The sequence below is a fragment of the Pseudomonas sp. Pseusp49 genome (assembly GCF_059491875.1).
This window is the reverse complement of record NZ_CP168514.1, coordinates 29,601-46,114: the sequence shown is the minus strand read 5'-3', so window position 1 is coordinate 46,114 and position 16,514 is coordinate 29,601. Positions and strand designations below refer to the sequence as shown.

Here is a 16,514-nt window from a genome sequence, read left to right as displayed (position 1 = left end):
ATTCGAACGAATGTACGTAACGCATCAATGAAAAACGCCGCGATCAAATGTTCGCGGCGTCGGACTTCATACGAATGACATTGGCGGCGCTGGCAGAGCCATCGAGCCAAAAGGACAAGTCTGAGTATTGCTTGAACAGATCCGGCGGCAGGATGGTGCGCCGGGCCTGTGCGGCAACCTTGGGTTTGACCTTGTGCAGGCCGGTTACCCCGAGGGCTTGATCGAATTCCGGGGCGTCGTACGCCAGGTGCTCGAAGTCGTGTTCGAACCAGGGTTCGTCGATGAATTCGTAGACCAGCCGCATCACTCGATCAGGCGCTTGCGTCAGCAGGTCATAGTCGATAATCAACAGGGAATCGGCATGCTCGCCGTAATAGGCTTCCTTGAGCGCCGCCCAGGCAAAACCCACCAGGCGATTGCGCTGGGCCAGGGTTTCGCAACGACTGTAGACGGTGTTGCGCTCGACGGCATCGCCGAAGAGCTTGGTGTTTTCATAGGGATTGGCGCGGTAAAGACGCTCGATGCTGTCCATGATCCAGGCGACGTTGCGCACACAGGCAATCACCTTGGCCTTGGGAAACAGGTCGTTGATGGCCGGCAGGCGCGAGCTCCAAAACCGATTGGTGTCGAACACCACCGGTGTGTCGGCCTTGTCGGCATAGAAGGAATCAAACAGACCGCGCAACAGGCGGCGGCGCATGTCGGTGTCGATCACCGCGCCGAACTCGCTGCCAGCGCTGCACTGGTCCAGAACACCGGAAAACAGGGAACCCACGGGGCTGGTCATTCCGGCGTGGAAACGCGGGTTCTGCAAAAGAATGGCAGAAAGCAGCGTCGAGCCTGAGCGCGGCAAGCCGGAGATAAAATGAAACTGATGCAATCCCTTCACCATTAGCCGCAAGTCCCTTTTGTAGGACAAAGCGTAACCGAAGGTAAAGTCCGCGCCTAGTGGTGTTTTGATATCAATTCGGAGTCAAATCCACTGGAAACCGGCTATTTAATCTCCATCGAATGGCTGAACCGTTTTAGCCTCGACGCTGCTTATTTCCCAGCCAACGGGGACACATACAGCCTGGCGACAACGCCACCGGCCTTGACCTGTCGGTCCAGCCGCCATTGCGCCGGCACGGGGGCAAACTCATCCGGCACGTCGGCGGTGCTGATCAACCAGATTCGCCGGGTGCCCTTGGGCAAATCGCCGAGGCTGTCGAGGTACTCGTCCGGTTCCGTCAGGGTGCCGAAACCATAGTCATTCGGACGGCCCGAGGTTCCGTCGGCATGTGGCGGGGTGTACAGCAGCGGCTTGGCACCGGTACGGTTGTAGTAGACGTAGCTCAAGTACCAGAGCATGTCGCTGGTGACGATTTGATCGCCGGGCTGGAAGTGCTGGTTGACGTCATCGACCAGGACATTGATCTGGTCATGGATGTCGACCGTGGCGTTGTTGTTCAAGCCCACCAGTTCGACACCGACAAACAGCACCAGCACCGTCAACGCCACCACGCGGGAGCCGCTGTACAGGCGGTCGATCGCCAACGCCGCCAGCATCGGCAGGCCCAGGGCATAGGCGGTGAGATAACGTTCGATGAACATCGGTGAAATGAACGACACCGCAAACACCAGCAATATCGGAACCAGGGTGTAGACCGCCAGCAACGCGCTGCCCCGGAACACGCTTCGGTCCCGCACCAGCGCCACCCCCGCCAATATCGGCAAGGCCAGCGGCAGGGCGGCAAACACCAGTGGCGGCAGGTTTTCGCCATCGTCCTGGATCAATAGCGACCACACCATGGACGGCAGGGAGTCGAAAGTGACCGGTGTTTCCCAGCCGACATCCCCGTTGGCCTTGAGTTGATCGATGTGCTTCAACAGATCGACCAGCCCCGGTATCCACGGCAGGTAAAGCGCGACAATGGCCAGGTTCGCCAGCCACCAGTCGCCACGCTGGATGCATCGCAGGCGATACCCCGGCTGCACGCGGATGATGCCCAGGTACAACCAATGACAAAGCACGCACAGTGCAGTGAAGTAATGGGTGTAGAACGCCGCACTCATGAGCAGGACGTAAATCGCCAGATAACGTCGGCGGTGCGGTTTGCGGATCCAGTACACCAGGGCAATCGTCGCCCCCAGTAACCACATCCCCAACAGCGAATACATGCGCACTTCCTGGCTGTAGCGAACCGCCGTGGGCAGCAGCGCCAGCAGAAAGCCGGCGAGTATCGCGGCGCGGCGGGTAGCCAGTCGATCCACCAGCCACACGCCGAGCCCGACCGAGGCGATGCCCGGCAGGGCGCTGAGACAGCGGATCGAAAATATGCCGTCGCCGAAGACGGCCATCCAACTGTGCAGCAGCATGAAATACAGCGGCGGATGCACGTCGTAGGCAGCGTGAAGCCAGATGTCCGGCAATGAATAACGCGCCAGCAACAGGCTGGAACCCTCGTCGCCCCAGATCGCAGCCGCCGTCAGATCGTAGAAGCGCACCAGCGCCGCCAGGACCAGGATCGGCACCAGCCAATGCTCCCGCGCCCAGCGAATAATCAGTTGCGCCCCCCTGGCGAAACCAGGATTTGCGCGTGGCCCCTGCGTGTCGCCCATCGGCGTCTCTCTGCGCGCCTCCATCGCCTCCCCTTGCAACGCTCAGTGACAGGTTACTCGCGATTCACTTTAGACCTTCAGCCCGAGCATCGTCGATGCTGGCCCGCAGACCAAACGACCTGCGGCGAGGAGAGCCGGTCGAGCTAAAATCCGCTTTCCCTGACACCCAGCGCCGCCAGCCGTCGCCAGGCAACGCCCAGCACCGACTCACCACGGCCTTGCAACACCGCCACGCCGCGTAACGGCTGCACGGGCGCCGGGGCCGGATCGAGCGGCGTCAAGCGCGCGCCGTACTGCGCCTGTACCGGCTCGGCCCGTTGAGACTGATCGCGGCGCACGGCAATCGGCCCGTGGTGATCGGATGTCAGCGCTTCCTGATCGACAAACGCCGCACCATTGGTATCGATTTCGCTCAGTTGCACGGCAATCGCCGGGTGCATCGGATCATCCGCGATAAACCGCCCGGTGGCACCCGGTGCCACGCGCCAGAGCTCCGCCTCGGCCAGATAGCCGCGCAAGCGCACACCCCGCTCGACAACCCGAGCCAGCGGCTCCCGGGTCGACAGCCAGCGCCCCACCGCCCATTGCGGCAGCAGGTCGCGCACCGTGCCGGCATGGGGGGCGCGCAATAGCAAACGCTCGCGCTGAGCCGCCAGCCCCCGGTATTGCGCGACCGCTTCGGCCAGGCGCTGCTCGACGATCCCGGCATCGGAAGCCGTTTCGCTGCGGCCGGCCTGACGACGCATCTGCAACTGCTGAATCTCGATCTCACGGCGCGCGATGGCCTGGCGCGAATCGAGATCAGGAGACTCCAGTTCGATCAGGACATCGCCCTGGGCCACCGACTGCCCGTCCTGCACATTCACCGTTTTGATCCGTGCCGCCACTGGCGCATGCAAGGTGCTGACCCGCCCCGCTTCGAGCATGGCCGGCACCTCGACGGCACTGCGCCACGGCAGGATCAGCAGCAACAACAGCACGAGCACCGCCAGACTGCTGAGCAGTACCCGCGGCCCATGCGCCTGCTCGCGGCGGCTCCACCACTGGCGCCATTCACTCATGATGGGCAGAAAGATGAACCACACCAGTTCCACCAGCATCAGGAATATCCCCAACACCTTGAAGAACAGGTGGTAGACCGCCAGAGCGATCCCGAAAAACAATGCCGCGCGCCATAACCACGAGCCATACCCCCAGATCAGCAAACGCCGTTGCATTGTCGGCGACCAAGGCTCCGGCGCGGTGGCACCGTAGCCGAACAAAAACTCGCGAAGGCGCCAGCGACACAAGGCAAACGCCCGACCTTGCAGGTTATCGACCTGCCAGAAATCGCTGAGCAAAAAATAACCGTCAAAGCGCATGAACGGGTTGAGGTTGACCACCAGCGTCGTGATCCACGTAGCACTGGCGAGCATGAACGCCGCGGTGCGAGCCGGCCCGTCGGGCAGCAACGACCACGCCAGCAAGGCCACGCACGCCAACAGCAACTCGGCCAGCACCCCGCCCGCGCCAATCAGCAACCGGGCCTTGCGATCATTGACCCGCCAGGCATCGCTGACATCGGTATAGAACATCGGCAGCAGCACCATGAACGCCACGCCCATGCTCTGTACCCGGCACCCGGCGCGCTTGGCCATGAACGCATGACCGAATTCGTGGCAGAGCTTGGCGAAGAACAGGGCCACGCCAAACGCCAATGCGCCGCCAAGGCTGAACAAATGCGGAAAGGTCGCGATAAACCGCTGCCAGTCCCGCGACACCAGAAACACCCCCAACCCCAGCACAGTGGGCAAGCCGTAGCGCAGCACCCGCGGGCCAAAGCGCTCCAGCCATGGCCAGGCACGGTTGAGAAAACGCTCGGGACGCCACAGCGGAATACGAAAAAACAGGTATTGATGCAGCAACTGCTGCCACAGGCTCTGGTGTTGCGCAGCCGCTTTAAGGCTGTAACTGGCCCGCTGCTGGGGATCGAGGGCGGTAATCAGGTCGTGGCTGCGCAAGAACACCAGCAACTGCTCAAGATCCGCAGCACCCAGCGCCAGTCCCGGCTCACGATTGGCCGCTTGCAGGACTTGCTCGGGTTCACCCAGCGACCAGTGACGCAACAATCGCATGGCCGTGGTACCGAGCTTGAAGTAACGCCCCCGCACCGGGTCGGCCAGCGTCCAGCAGGGTGCGCCGTCCAGCGCCGGCGCTGCAGGGGATAATTGCAGGTCGGCACGCAGGCCGGGCAGGCTCATTTACAGGCCCACGCTCTGACGCAAACCGGCCAGCGGCCGACGCAGCAGGTACAACGCCAGCGGCGCCCGGTCACCGAAGATTTTCGCCGTACCGCGCAAACCGATGCGCGGGGGTGCCGCGTCGAAATTCGCATCCAGGCGATAGGCCAACTGCCCGCCTGCCGTGGGCTGCGCTTCATAAGCCGAACGTTCGAGCCTGGCCAGATGCCGTTGCAGCGGGTCACTGTCGAGGAACAAGGCGACCTCGGCGCCGGGCTCCAGGGAAATCGCATCGCCCACGGCCAGTTCGATACGCAATTGCGCCTGAGCCGGATCGGCGATTTCCATCAGTCGCTCGCCCGTCTGCACGGGCTTGCCGGTCCAGCGCTCGGCATCGGCAAATACCGCGATGCCATCGCGCTCGGCGCGCACTTCGCTGCGTTTGAGCAGCTCACGGGCGTAGTCACGCTCGGCGCGTTTCTGTTCGACCCGGGCGGCCAGCAAATCCAGTTTCGAGCTGGACTCGGCATCGGCGAACGAGCGCTGGGAGTTGGCCTTGAGTTCCGCCTCGGCAACCCCGAGGGCGCGTTCGGCAACATCGGCCTGAGCCTTGAGCGTGGTGCTTTCGAAGCGCAGCAGCAGATCGCCGGTCTTCACCGTCTGGTTGGGTTTGACCAGGAATTCGGCAATCACACCGTCCAGCGGCGCCGCCACCACCCGACCGCCCAGCGGCACCACTTCGGCCGGTGCCAAAACGGATTGGCGCACCGGGATCAACAGCCCGAGCAATACCATTGCCACCAGCAATGCCTGGCGTTTGCGCGTCCAGCGCAGGCGCCACGGCTTGCGCGGTTGCAACGCCAGCCAGGCGTGGCTGTAGGTATCGCCCAATTGCGACAGCAGCACTTGTTCGGCAGGGTTCCACGGAACATCCCGGGCCAGCCACAACCCGCCGAACACTTCGCCTTGGCGATCGATCAGCGGTAGCCAGAACACCTGCGCCGCCGACAGGCTTTGCCATTCCGCCTGCAGCGATTCGCTGATGACATCGGCGGCAATGACCCGCGCCTGCTGCAACTGCTCGCCCTTGAACAACTGCGCCACCGCCTGCTCGACGAACGCGACAAACGGCGAATTCGGCTCCACCGCGCTGACACCGGTCACGGCCTGCACCTTCCCGGCGATCAACAGGGCCGCATGGCGAAAGCCAAACAGTGCCTGGCCATCATTGACCAGGCTGTAGGCCAATTGGGCGGGCGTTCGGGCTGCGCGGGTCTGGCGCTCCAGATCTAGAAAGCGTGCGAACACCTGTTCGGCACCGCCGCTCACCGGCGCGTTCACTTGAACTCCGCGAAATGCGCCGTGCCGCTCATGCCCGCCAGCAACCCGCTGGCATCGGGCACGCTGGCCACCAGCAGCAAGGTCTGACTGCCTTCATCGATGCGCGCGCCCAGGCGCTTGACCGTCGCGTCCAACGGCTTTCCGGTTTCATCGGGAACAAAACTGAAGGTCTGGCCGGGCTTGAGTCGGGCCATCCAGCGCGAGGGCACCAGCAGATGGATTTCCAGGGTGCGATTATCGACCACGTCCAGCAATGGCGCGCCGGCAGGAACGCTTTCATAGCGCTGTACCTTGCGCTCGACGACCTGGCCATCGAACGGCGCCAGCACGCTGCAACGCTTGACCTGCACTTGATACACCTGGGACTGCGCCTGGGTTTCACTGACCTTGGCCTCGGCACGTGCCACTTCGAAACGCCCGACCGAATTCAGCGCGGCCAGTTGCCGGTTGTGCGCCAGTTCTTCACCTGCGCCACGGCTGGCCGCTTGAGCGGCATTGAGCTGCGCCTGATAGGCCGAGCAGTCGAACCGCGCCAGGGTATCGCCCTTCTTGAACGATTCCCCCTCGCTGAACGGCAATTCGACAATCCGCCCGGGGACCTCACTGGCCAGTACGGCCTGGTCCCTGGCGCGCAATACACCACGGGCCTCGGTGCTGGTTGCAGCACTGGCGCTCGCATCCATTTGCGCAAGCGGGTCGTCTGCCCCGGGCGTTTGCGCCAGGACAACGCTCGCAACGAAGAAAAAACCCAACCCCAACACACAGAAACACCGCATGACCGTTCTCCCTTTCGGATCAACGGAGTCTACGGCAGCGGCGATGAGCGTCAAGCAGATGGCCACCATTACCTGTGTATCAGCGCTGCGCCGTCTCGGCCAACGGATAGACCGACTCCCAACCCCCACCCAACGCCTTGTACAACCCGACGGCCGCCAGCGACACGCCGGTCGAGCTCTCGACCCACTGCTCCTGCGTGGCCAGCAACGCCCCTTGCACGGTGAGTACGGTGACGAAATCCACCACGCCCTCCACGTACTGCTGTTGCGCGGTGTCCAGCGCAATGCGGTTCTGCCGCACGGCTCCGGCCAGGCTGTCGCGGCGTAACTGGCTGGCGTTGTAGGCGGTCAGTTGGTCATCGATTTCATGCCAGGCGCGCAACACGGTTTGCTGATAGGCAATGGCCGCTTCCTGTTGTTGTGCTTCGCGCAATTGGAGTACGCCGCGCAAACGGCCACCGTCGAACAACGGCAAGCTGAACTGCGGGCCGATCCCGAACGAACGCGAACCCCAGGAGCCGAAATCGCTCAGCTGCATGGCCTGGGACCCGATGTTCCCCGACAGGGTGATTCGCGGATAGAAATCCCTCTTGGCCACGCCAATGCTGGCCGTGGCGGCATGCAGTCGCGCTTCGGCCTGGCGAATGTCCGGTCGACGCTCAGCCAGTTGCGAGGGCAAGCCAATGGCGACCTGGCGCGGCGTTTGTGGCACCGGGGCGTCTGTGGATAACTGCGCCGCCAATGCCTGGGGCGCTTCGCCCATCAACAGGCTCAAGGCATTGATCAGTTGCCACTGGCGCTGCTCCAGCGCGGGCAGGCGCGATTCGATGGCCGACACCTGCGCGGCGGCTTCGGCGACATCCAGATCCGTCGCGACGCCGTCGGCCAGGCGCAGTTGCGAGAGCTTCAGGCTATGGCGGGCGACGTCGAGGTTCTGTTCGGTGACAAGCCGGGTGTTCTGCACACCGCGCAATTGAATGTAGTCCTGGGCGGTTTCGGCCAGCACCGACAGCAGCACACCACGCCGGTCGTTCTCGGCGACCTCCAAAGTGGCGTCGGCCGCTTCGGTTTCCCGACGCACGCGGCCCCAGAAGTCCAGCTCCCAGGAAGCGGAGAAGCCGGCATTCCACAGGTTGAAAGCTGACTGGCCATTGTGTCCTGACGGGTCGTTCAATCCTTCAGCGCTGTTGCGATTGCGCCCGTAACTGCCACTGACGGCCGTGTTGGGGTAGCGGTTGGCAGTAATCACCTGGCGCACCGCACGACTTTGCTGCAAGCGGCTGCCGGCCAGCTTCAGGTCGAGGTTGTCGGTCAGGGCGCGCTGGCTCAAGGCCGAGAGTTTCGGGTCATGGAACACTTCCCACCAGCGCTCGGCCATTGTTTCGGCGATGGCCTGGCTGGTGGCTGCCTTTGATGGTTTTGCCCATTCGGTGATCTGCTGTGCATCAGGCTTCTGGAAGTCCGGGCCAACGGTGCAGGCTGACAGGCTCAGCACAAGCAAGGCAGAAAAAGTCAGGCGAGGCTGATGACCTCTTCGCGAGCAAGCCCGCTCCCACAGGGGAATGCGGTCAACTGTGGGAGCGGGCTTGCTCGCGAAGGCGCCAGCGCGATCAACGAAAATCTTCATCGCTGAACAACCTCTTTCGCCTTGGCGATGGCCGTATCGATACTCGCCTCCACCGACATCCCCACCCGCAAGCGCTCGGCCAGCGGTTGTCCCGGCTCCAGCACGATCTTCACCGGTATCCGCTGCACCACCTTGGTGAAGTTGCCAGTGGCATTGTCCGGTTTGATCGCGGCAAACGTCACCCCGGTGGCCGGTGCGATGCTTTCGACACGACCGTTGAGTGCCGCACCGCCCAGGCTGTCGACGCGCACTTGCACCGCCTGCCCCGGCTGCACATCCGTCAGTTGCGTTTCCTGGAAATTGGCCATCACATAAGCCTGCGCCAGCGGCACCACGGCGAGGATCTTGCTGCCCGGCGTGACGTAGGCGCCGACCCGCACCGCGCGTTCTCCGACCATACCGTCCTGTGGCGCCACGATCCTTGTATAGGACAATTCGTAGCTGGCCATTTCCAGCTTCGCTTGCGCCCGTTTCAGCCCGCCCTCGGCTGCATCGCGCTGGGCCGTCAGGATCTCCACCTGCTTGCGCTCCGCCGCCAGTACCGCCGTGGCATTGGCCAGCCGCGCGCCAGCCTGGTCGATACGCGATTGCGCCTGTTGCGCATTTTGTACCGTGCCGGCGCCCACCCCGGCGAGGTGCTTGTAGCGGTTCAACTCATGCTCGGCAAAGGCCATTTCCGCCTTGGCCGAAACCACCGAAGATTGCGCCTGGGCAATCACCGATGCCTGGCGCTCCAGGGTCGCCCGGGCATTTTGCAGTTGCGCCCTGGCCACCAGCGTTTCGGCGTCGGCGGCCTGGGCGGCGGCGCGCAAATCCCGGTCGTCGATCAGCGCCAGCAACTGCCCTGCCTTGACCTGCTGGTTGTCCTCGACCAGCACTTCCTTGATAAACCCGGCGACCCGCGGCACGACCAGGGTGAAATCCGCCGAGACGTAAGCATCGTTGGTGTTCTGCTGGGTACGCTTGCCGAACAGGCCGGGCATTGCCAGGTACAGCGCCCCACCGACGGCCAATGCGACGGCCACGGCCACCGCGACTTTCTGCTTTGCTTGGGTGTTCATAAAAACCTTCTGTTTCAGTGGAGCATTCAGGTCGGTGTGCGCGGCGGATAGATCCGCGTCGGCAGCCAGAAAATCAGCAGGATCAAGGTCACGGCGAGACCGGCCATGCACAGGTAAAGATCAGAGGACGTGAGCACCAGCGCTTGCTCATGCAGACGATGAGCGAGACTTGCGCTGTCGCGCTCGGCCAGCGGCGAGTTGCCGAGACGATCGACCAGCATGGTCGAGTGAAAATGCAGACGGGCCGTAGTCAGCGCTTCGATCACCCCGGTGGCGATGACTGCCGACAGGCCTTTGACGGTGTTGAACCAGGCCGATGCGAACGGCCCTTCCATTGGGTTGATGCTACCAGTGGACAACATCAGCAGCGGCAATACCGCCATGGGCTGACCGAAAATCTGCAGCCATTGCAGCACATAGAAATCGTCGCGAATCCACGCGGACGTCAGTTGTGAGCCGCCGACGCACGACAACGCCAGCATGCCCAGGCCGATACCCAACACCCAGCGGCAATCAACCCAGCGAAAGTTGCACAGGGCCGCCACCAACGGCAGTGCGATCAATTGCGGCAGCGCCGCCAGCAGCATGATCGGTGCGGTCTGTACCGGGCGATAACCCTGGACCTGCGCCAGGTAGCTGGACGGAATGATGATCACCGCCTGCAACACCACCAGCACACCCGCCAGGGTCAGCAGGGCGAAAGACAGGTTACGGATGCCGAGCATCTGCATCTTGAAAAACGGCATCGGCTGCGACCACTCGCCGCCCAAAAACAGCACCAGCAGCAACAGCCCGCCACCGAGCAATCCGCAGATCAGGTTCGACTCGAACCAGTCCAGGCGGTTGCCCTGCAGGATGCCGATCACCAGCATGCAGATGGCGGGAAAGCCCAACAGCAATCCGCGCCAGTTGAAGGATTTGAAGCGCTCCAGGCGCAGCGGGTCCTGGGGCAAGCCGTACGCTACCGCGGCCATGGCAATCAGGCACGGTGCGATGATTTGCCAGAAGGTCCATTGCCAGCCGACGTATTCGGTCCACAGCCCGGCCAATGGAGTACCCAGGCCCGGACCGAATGTCGCCGTCAGGGCATAACCGGCCAGACCATACAACTTCACGTTGGCGGGCAGAAACCGCAGGGCCACGGTCATCAACATGGGGGGCAGTGCGCCGCCCGCCAGGCCTTGCAAGGTGCGCAGCAACAGCAGGCTTTCGTAATTCGGGGCGAAGGGGCACAACACACCCAACAGGGTGAACAGGCTGATGGCGCACAGGGTGAAGCGCCGCAACGAGAACGTCACCGCACACCAGGGCGCAAACGCCATGGCCGCCACCGACGTCGCGGTGTAACAGGCGACCAGCCAGGTGCCTTCGTCGTAGCCGATGGCCAATGCACCGCGAATGTCGGCGAGCGCGACCTTGGTCACCATCTCGTTCAGGCCCGACACCAGCACCGCCAGCAGAACGCCCACCAGACCGATGATGATCCGTGGGCCGAAGACCGGCGGTGCGGCTGCAGCGACAGGTGCCGTGACCGTAAGGGAAGTCATGTACTGCGAGCTCCGGCGTGGAAAGACCGAAGCATTTTAAAAAGCGTGATGCCTTACGAAAATCAACTTATCGGCAGGTTATAAGTGCGCCAGACGCAACAATACAAAACCCCTTGTGGGAGCGGCGGTGCGGCGATCCGACTTGCTCGCGAATGCGGTTCATCATTCAACATTGATACTGGCTGACCCAACGCCTTCGCGAGCAAGCCCGCTCCCACAGGGGTTCAGCGGTGACTTTCAGGTTGAGCCGCCAGCCACGTTTCATCGCAGCAGGTTTTCAGGGTTTCACGCAGCCAGCGGTGCGCCGGGTCCTTGTCGAAGCGCGGGTGCCAGGCCTGGGTCAGCATCAGGGTCGGCAACGGAATCGGCAGGTTGAACGAGCGCAGTTTCAACCCCAGCCGCCGCACACTCAGCAAGGCTTCCTTGGGCACCGGCAGGATCAGGTCGGAATCGGGCAAGGCAAACATCGCCGCATGAAAACTTGGCGCGATCACCGCCACCCTCCGCTCCAGGCCCAGGGCATTGAGCGCGGTATCGATCGGCCCCCGGGCAATGCCGCGCCGGGACATGCTGATATGGGAATAACCGGCATAGCGCTCTGCCGTGATCTCTTCGTCCAGCAGCGGATGATCCTCGCGCACCAGGCCGACGAAGTGGGTGGAAAACAGGTTCTGAACCTTCACTTCCGGGGTCAGCGGCCGTGTGTTGCTGACGCTCAGATCGATCCGCCCTTCGCGCAAGGCCTCATCATCGCCATCGCCTTCCGGGACGAAACGCAATTCGCAGTGCGGCGCCTGCCGGTCGAGGGTGTCGAACAACCTGCCGCCGTAGACACCGACAAAAAAGTCGTTGGCCCGAATACTGAACCGCCGCCGCAGCGAACTCAGCTCCACCGCATCGGCCGACCGAAACAGCAACCCGGCCTGTTCCACCACGCTGCGCACTTGCTCGCGCAATTCCAGCGCCTTGGGGGTCGGCACCAGGCCACGGCCGGCGCGCACCAGGATCGGGTCGCCAATGGCTTCGCGGATGCGCGTCAACGTCCGGCTCATGGCCGCCGGGCTCAGGTTCATCCGCCGCGCCGCCCCCACCACACTGCCCTCGTCGAGCAAGGCGTCGAGGGCGACCAGCAGGTTCATGTCCGGGAGTTGCATGCAGGGCACTCATGGCCGATCAGGATTGATCCAGGTGCAATGCTAGCAGATCAAAAGATCGCAGCCTTCGGCAGCTCCTACAGAGGCATGGGATCTTTTGATTTGCGATCAGCGCTGCATGCCCCAGCGCTTCACCGTCACCCGCTCCAACGAATCAAACACCAGGTTCTCCACCAGCAACCCAATCAGAATCACCACCGCCAGGCCGGCAAACACCTTGTCGGTGTACAGCTCATTGCGATTCTGAAAGATGTACCACCCCAACCCACCCTTGCCGCTGGTCGCGCCAAACACCAACTCGGCAGCAATCAACGTCCGCCAGGCAAAAGCCCAGCCGATTTTCAACCCGGCGAGGATCGACGGCAGCGCCGCCGGGATCAGGATGAACAGCACAAAACGCATGCCCTTGAGGCCATAGTTGCGCCCGGCCATGCGCAGTGTTTCCGAGACGCCGAGAAACCCGGCGTAGGTATTCAGCGCCAAGGCCCAAAGCACCGAGTGCACCAGTACGAAAATCAGGCTGTTCTGCCCCAGGCCGAACCACAACAGTGCCAGCGGCAATAGCGCGATGGCGGGCAACGGGTTGAACATCGAAGTCAGGGTACTGAGCAAGTCGCGGCCGAATTGCGTCGACACCGCCAGCGTCGTCAGGCCAAACGCCAGAACGATGCCGATCAGGTAACCCTTGAGCAACACCACCAACGAGATCCACACCTTGCCCAGCAGCTCGCCACTGAGCAGGCCGTCGTACAGCGCGTGAGCGGTCTGCAAGAAGCTCGGCAGCAGCAGGTCGTTGTTCTGATAGCGCGCAACGGCTTCCCAGAGCACGGCGAGCAACACCAGGATCAGGCTTTTACGCAACCAGCCCTGTTGCCACAGGCGTTGGCCAAGGGGTAGTTCACGTTCCAGCGCCACGCTGGTCAGTGGTTGCAAAACCGTTTCGAACGCTTCACGCGGGGATGATAAATGGCTCATCGGGTCCTCCTCTCAACTGGCTCAATAAGCAATGCGGATATCAGCGAAATCCAGCTCATGCTCGGCTTGCGGCGATTGACCTTCGTCGAACAACAGCCGGTGAATGCGGCGCGCCGATTCCTGAAACGCCACACCGCCGAGGCTGTGCAAATCGTATTGGTGGCTGTGCACTTCCGCCCGCACTCGCCCCGGGTGCGGTGACAGCAACAGAATGCGGTTACCCACCACCAGCGCCTCTTCGATGGAGTGCGTGACGAACAGCAGCGTGAAGCGCACTTCCTCCCAGAGCAGCAGCAGCTCCTCCTGCATCTTGCGTCGGGTCAGCGCGTCGAGGGCGGCGAAGGGTTCGTCCATCAGGAGGATTTTCGGCTGCATCGCCAGCGCCCGGGCGATGGCAACCCGAGCCTTCATGCCACCGGACAAGGTGTGCGGATAGGCATCGGCAAACGCCGCCAGACCGACCTTCTCCAGATAGTGCAACGCCCGCGCTTCAGCCTCTTTACGCTTGAGGGTTTTCGAGGCCAGCAGCGGAAACATCACGTTCTGTTTGACGGTTTTCCACGGCGGCAGTTGATCGAACTCCTGGAACACCACGATCCGGTCCGGCCCGGGCGCATCAACGCGCTGGCCTTGCAGACGGATCTCGCCTTCCACAGGCTGGATGAAGCCGGCAGCGGCCTTGAGCAAGGTCGACTTACCGCAACCGGACGGCCCGAGCAGGACAAAACGGTCCGCCGGGTCGATCTCGAAGCTGACTTGATGGGTCGCCCGCACCACCCGCTGCGGCGTGCGGTATTCGAGGCTGACGTTATCGACCGAGAGCAGCGCCTGGGCTGCCGCGATCGGATTGCTGACCGTGTGGCCTTGCAAAGGGGCGTTCATTTCGGTCAGCTCCCTTGCAGCGGCTTGGCGTCCTGGAAGAAATAATCCTTCCACGAGTCCGGTTTGTTTTTGATCGCGCCGACACGGTAGAGAAACTCGGCCAACGGGTAAGTGTTTTTCGGCGTGACGCTGAATTCGAATTGCGGGTTATCGATGATTTTCAGCAACGCAGCGCGGTCGATTTTGGCCTTGGTCACGCGGATGTAAGTGTCCGCCGCCGCGCCTTTATCGTTCTGTGCGAACTGTGCGGCTTCGGTCAGCGCTTCGATGAAGGCTTTGTAGGTTTTCGGGTTCTCGTTGCGGAACTTCTCGGTGGCGAACAGCACGGTCGGCGAGTTCGGGCCGAGCAGGTCATAGGTGTTCAGCACCACGTGGACATTGGGATTTTCCAGCGCCTGGTCCTGGAATGGTGGGTTGGAAAAGTGCCCGGTCAACTCGGTGCCACCGGCTACCAGCGCCGCTGTCGCGTCGGGGTGCGGAACAGCGATGGTGTACTTGTCGAGGCGATTGAATTCCTTGTCACCCCACTGCCTGGCGGCCGCGTATTGCAGGAAGCGTGACTGCACCGAAACCCCCACGGCCGGCACCGCGATGCGGTCCTTCTCGGTGAAATCGGCAATGGTCTTGACCTTAGGGTTGTTGCTCACCAGGTAGTACGGGAAATTACCGAGGGAAGCCACGGCCTTGACGTTCTGCTTGCCATGGGTGCGGTCCCAGATGGTCAGCAGCGGGCCGACACCGGCACCGGCGATGTCGATCGAGCCGGACAGCAGCGCATCGTTGACCGCCGCGCCACCGGAGAGCTGGGTCCAGTCGACCTTGATGTCGATACCTTCCTGCTTGCCGTACTTCTCGATCAGGTTCTGATCACGCACCACGTTGAGCAGCAGGTAGACGATGCCGAACTGTTCGGCGATGCGGATTTCACCTTCGGCGTGGGCCACGGTTGGCGCCACCAGGCTGCCGGCGATCAGGCTGAAACCCAGGCCGATGGCGGCGGCCAGGGGTGCAAAGGGCAGACGTTTGGACATGATCAAATCTCCGGCAATTCAGAAAGGCGCGTCGCCCTGGATGGTGGTGCGATACAGCTTGCGGCGCAGATGGCTGGGGCAGCCGGCGGCGAGGTGGATCAGCGAACGGTTGTCCCAGAACACCAGGTCATGGGGCTGCCATTGATGGCGGTAGATGTTTTGCGGCAGCACGCTGTGGGCGTAGAGCTCGGCCAACAGTTGCTGGCTCTCGTCCTCCGGCAGGCCAACGATGCGGGTGGTGAAACCCTCGCTGACGAACAACGCCTTGCGGCCGTTTTCCGGGTGGGTACGCACGACCGGGTGGACGACTTCGGCGACCTGGGCCAGTTGCTCCGGGGTCAGGGTCGGGCGCCAGTTGCCTTCGAATTTGGTCTCGCTGTAACGCGCCGTGTAGGAGTGCGCGGCCGAGCGGCCTTCCACCGCTTTGCGCAGCGCCTCGGGCAGGTTGTCCCAGGCCTTGTGCATGTCGGCGAACAAGGTGTCGCCGCCTTCCGCTGGCAGCTCCTGGGCGTGCAGCATCGAGCCCAGGCTCGGCAGTTGTTTGTAGGAGAGATCGGAATGCCAGAACTTGCCGGCATCACCCAGGCCGATGTTCTGGCCGTTTTCGACGATGTTGGAAACGATGAGGATTTCCGGATGCCCTGCCAGCAGGAACTGCTTGAGCACGTGAATCTGCAACACGCCAAAACGACGGCTGAAGTCGATGTGCTGTTGCGGGGTGATGCGCTGGTCGCGGAACACCACCACATGATGGTCCAGGTGCGCGCGGTGAATGCGGGCAAAGTCCTGATCATTGATCGGGCGGGACAAATCGAGGCCGAGGATTTCGGCGCCCACCGCTCCGCTGAAAGGGCGGATTTCAAAGAATTGTGGCGCGATGCTTGGCGAAGCTGAGGCTGCAGACATAAATCACTCCCACGCACGGCACGCTCAATGGCGCGCGCGTCGATCAGAAACTCACGGAGGTCCCGTGTTGGTTCGTGTCGTGCGGCGCGCCGATTGGTCGGCAGGTACGCAGGAGATTGACTTTATAGATATAAGAATTGAAATTTAAATACCGTTAATGAATAACGATATGGCGATTGAAAAGGGACTGCATGGATTGCGGAGTGACGTTATTTGTCACTTTCTGACAGGGTTGTGGTGTTTTGACTGACCCCATCGCGGGCAAGCCCGGCTCCCACAAGGTTCTTTGTTGAAACACGATCATGTGTTTGACACAAAAACCTGTGGGAGCCGGGCTTGCCCGCGATGGGGCCAGTGAATCCACTAAAGATCTAGAGATCTAGAGATCTAGAGA

The 16,514-nt window shown here is 62.3% G+C and carries 13 protein-coding genes; all 13 read right to left on the bottom strand.

Annotated features, from left to right (window positions below):
• Positions 1-43: 43 nt before the first annotated feature.
• The 13 genes from ACEN83_RS00135 to ACEN83_RS00075 all read right to left on the bottom strand — a co-directional run bounded on the left by ACEN83_RS00135 (position 44) and on the right by ACEN83_RS00075 (position 16,120).
• On the bottom strand, positions 44-889 hold the full coding sequence (locus ACEN83_RS00135) for a sulfotransferase family protein (RefSeq protein ID WP_495580831.1): 846 nt from the start codon (positions 887-889) through the stop codon (positions 44-46).
• Between the two features lie 152 nt (positions 890-1,041).
• The gene (locus ACEN83_RS00130) at positions 1,042-2,625 is read right to left on the bottom strand and encodes a glycosyltransferase family 39 protein (RefSeq protein WP_495579185.1); all 1,584 of its coding nucleotides are present in this window, start codon (positions 2,623-2,625) and stop codon (positions 1,042-1,044) included.
• A gap of 119 nt (positions 2,626-2,744) precedes the next feature.
• Positions 2,745-4,841 carry an efflux RND transporter periplasmic adaptor subunit gene (locus ACEN83_RS00125; protein ID WP_495579184.1) on the bottom strand — a complete coding sequence of 699 codons (2,097 nt, stop codon included), beginning with the start codon at positions 4,839-4,841 and terminating at the stop codon, positions 2,745-2,747.
• Positions 4,842-6,161, bottom strand: coding sequence for an efflux RND transporter periplasmic adaptor subunit (locus ACEN83_RS00120; protein WP_495579183.1), 1,320 nt, complete (start codon positions 6,159-6,161; stop codon positions 4,842-4,844).
• Complete coding sequence (locus ACEN83_RS00115) at positions 6,158-6,937, bottom strand: efflux RND transporter periplasmic adaptor subunit (RefSeq protein WP_495579182.1); 780 nt, start codon at positions 6,935-6,937, stop codon at positions 6,158-6,160. Before ACEN83_RS00115 ends, ACEN83_RS00120 begins: the two co-directional genes overlap by 4 nt.
• A 79-nt stretch (positions 6,938-7,016) precedes the next feature.
• Positions 7,017-8,564 carry an efflux transporter outer membrane subunit gene (locus ACEN83_RS00110; RefSeq protein WP_495579181.1) on the bottom strand — a complete coding sequence of 516 codons (1,548 nt, stop codon included), beginning with the start codon at positions 8,562-8,564 and terminating at the stop codon, positions 7,017-7,019.
• Positions 8,561-9,625, bottom strand: coding sequence for an HlyD family secretion protein (locus ACEN83_RS00105; protein WP_495579180.1), 1,065 nt, complete (start codon positions 9,623-9,625; stop codon positions 8,561-8,563). Before ACEN83_RS00105 ends, ACEN83_RS00110 begins: the two co-directional genes overlap by 4 nt.
• Before the next feature lie 26 nt (positions 9,626-9,651).
• Positions 9,652-11,172, bottom strand: a complete 1,521-nt coding sequence (locus tag ACEN83_RS00100; RefSeq protein ID WP_495579179.1) for an MFS transporter — start codon at positions 11,170-11,172, stop codon at positions 9,652-9,654.
• Positions 11,173-11,396: 224 nt separating this feature from the next.
• A complete protein-coding gene (locus tag ACEN83_RS00095) occupies positions 11,397-12,326 on the bottom strand; it encodes a LysR family transcriptional regulator (protein WP_007977618.1) in 930 nt (309 codons plus the stop codon).
• Positions 12,327-12,434: 108 nt separating this feature from the next.
• Positions 12,435-13,301 carry an ABC transporter permease gene (locus ACEN83_RS00090; RefSeq protein WP_495579178.1) on the bottom strand — a complete coding sequence of 289 codons (867 nt, stop codon included), beginning with the start codon at positions 13,299-13,301 and terminating at the stop codon, positions 12,435-12,437.
• Positions 13,302-13,322: 21 nt separating this feature from the next.
• Entirely contained in the window at positions 13,323-14,183 is an 861-nt protein-coding gene (locus ACEN83_RS00085) for an ABC transporter ATP-binding protein (protein WP_102675794.1), read from the bottom strand.
• Between the two features lie 5 nt (positions 14,184-14,188).
• The gene (locus ACEN83_RS00080) at positions 14,189-15,214 is read right to left on the bottom strand and encodes an ABC transporter substrate-binding protein (RefSeq protein WP_015092949.1); all 1,026 of its coding nucleotides are present in this window, start codon (positions 15,212-15,214) and stop codon (positions 14,189-14,191) included.
• An 18-nt stretch (positions 15,215-15,232) separates the two neighbouring features.
• Complete coding sequence (locus ACEN83_RS00075) at positions 15,233-16,120, bottom strand: TauD/TfdA dioxygenase family protein (RefSeq protein ID WP_104451591.1); 888 nt, start codon at positions 16,118-16,120, stop codon at positions 15,233-15,235.
• Positions 16,121-16,514 lie beyond the last annotated feature (394 nt).